The organism is Endozoicomonas sp. SESOKO3 (assembly GCF_024606255.1).
The window spans coordinates 1-1,268 of record NZ_JAHHPR010000541.1 but is presented as its reverse complement, the minus strand read 5'-3'; the positions used below and the strand labels follow the sequence as shown (position 1 = coordinate 1,268).

At 45.6% G+C, this 1,268-nt stretch carries 1 protein-coding gene; it reads right to left on the bottom strand.

The window, feature by feature from the left end:
• Positions 1–969 (bottom strand): cytochrome c oxidase subunit II (gene coxB / locus KDK18_RS09355; protein WP_373691166.1); only part of this gene is annotated, 969 nt, incomplete at its 3' end.
• Positions 970–1,268 lie beyond the last annotated feature (299 nt).

Here is a 1,268-nt window from a genome sequence, read left to right as displayed (position 1 = left end):
GATGTAAGGGAATGATGCAGCACGCGCTAGCTCTCTTTCTTTTGATAAAAACTGCATAGCGGTACCCTTCTTGCCGTTCAGCACAATGTCGATATGGGCTTTGACCTGATCTTTCTCAACGGTCATTTTTGATCCCTTGAGAGCAGGAAACAGCGGTGGCATACCTTCACCATTAACTTGATGACAGGCCGCACAGACTCTTTCGTAAGTATTTTTGCCACGCTCCATCAGCTCAGCCATGGTCCAGTTTTTACTGGTTAACTCACGCTCTCTGGCGGCCAGTGTTTTCTTCTCGGACAACCAGTCTTCATAGTCATCGGGTGACCTGACATCCACCACAATGGGCATAAAACCATGGTCCTTCCCACACAGTTCTGCACATTGACCACGATAAATTCCGGGACGATCGACGTTGGTCCAGGCTTCGTTAATAAAACCCGGAATAGCATCCCGTTTAACGGCAAATGAAGGTACCCACCATGAATGAATAACATCTGCTGCTGTCACCAGGAAACGGATCTTTTTACCCGCAGGTAGTACCAGTGGTTCGTCAACCTCCAGAAGATAGTTGGGGTCTTTGCTGCGAACGTTATAAATCTGTTCCGGTGTTGTTTTGAGATTACTGAAGAAGGACACTCCTTCTCCCAGATACTCGTATTGCCACTTCCATTGATACCCGGTAATTTTGATATCAATTTCAGCTTCATCCGTATCGTAAATATCAATCAGTGTTTTTGTTGCCGGAATTGCCATACCCACCAGAATTAAGAGAGGAATGGTCGTCCACAGTATTTCAACTATCGTACTTTCATGGAAGGGATGGGGCTTAGCGCCTCTTGATTTACGGTGCATGAAAATGGAGTAAAACATAACACCGAATACCAGAATGCCAATGACCACACAAATAATAAATATGGTCATATGCAAGTCGTAAACAGAACGACTGACTGCTGTAACCCCCTCGGTCATATTGACTTTCCAATCAGCTAACAGACGGCTGGGAATCAAAAAGCCTGATAAGATGGTCAAAAAAATCAGGAAAGATTTTCGACTTCCGGAAGGTAAACGAGCGGAATAGACCAGAAATTTTCTTGATCCCGGCCACGACAAAAATGACCGAATGGTTCGAAATACATCGGCATATCCGAAACCCGCCACTGGCACCGTCCAGAGTGGGCGATATTTACCGCTCATGGTTTTTGTCCCGCTCATGGCAGTTTTTATCAAAAGAAAGAGAGCTAGCGCGTGCTGCATCATTCCCTTACATC